Here is an 848-nt window from a genome sequence, read left to right on the forward strand (position 1 = left end):
GGAGAAAGCGCTGCATAATTGCGGCTTGTTATTGCACCAGAGCGGGTGCGATAAGCATAATTGCCAGGCAATTGTGCCCACCAAGCCGCCGCTAACCCTAAATCTTCCCGCGCAATGACAGCCCCACCATTCGTAAGATGAGAACGCGCTTTGGCAAGATTATCCGCTAATTCTTGCGGCGTATCAGCAAAAACTGCCAATGATAAATGATGTTCCCCTAAAACAAAACGATTGGATTCAAGATCATCAAGCGCATCATCAAGTTCCATAATTTGTGAACCTGCTCGATCTCCTGCATTGACCATTTGGTTTTGTTTGCGCCCCATAATCTGTTTGGCAGCATTTTTGCTCTTGAAAACAAAAGATTGGGTGAAAATAAATTCAAAGGGAAGGGTGAGCAAACCATCCGCCATGCCTACCCTGGTTTTTGCTGGATATTCTTTCCAACCAAACATGCCTGCAAACCGCTGTTCCGCCTCATAGCGTATTTCTATGATCTCTTTCCCGAAAATAAGACGGTCTGAGTAAACAGTCGAAGCTATCGTCCCCCATGTGAGAGGGATACGTTCACGACGACCTCCCACCAATTGGTGGATAAACTCACTTTGCTGCGAATAAATATTACCTTCATGTTCATAAAGGCTCAGTCTTTTTGCACCATAACGCTCTAAATTTTGAATAAGATCTGTTGTAATATCTTCAAGCTTGCGAATGGACTCTGTATCAACTTCTGTCTTTTCTTGCTTGGCTTTGCCTAAACGTTTGAAAAACTCCACTAATTTATCCGTTTGATCAACGTGTGGATTCCACAAAATCGAAAGATAAAGATCATTGCGATAAAGCTCCTG

Annotated in this window: 1 pseudogene; it reads right to left on the reverse strand. The window is 43.4% G+C overall.

The features are described 5' to 3' along the window. Positions 1-848: pseudogene (locus tag ACFINU_RS10115) on the reverse strand (transporter); the annotation flags it as partial.

Source organism: Bartonella sp. AC130YNZD (assembly GCF_042196865.1).
Lineage (GTDB): Bacteria > Pseudomonadota > Alphaproteobacteria > Rhizobiales > Rhizobiaceae > Bartonella.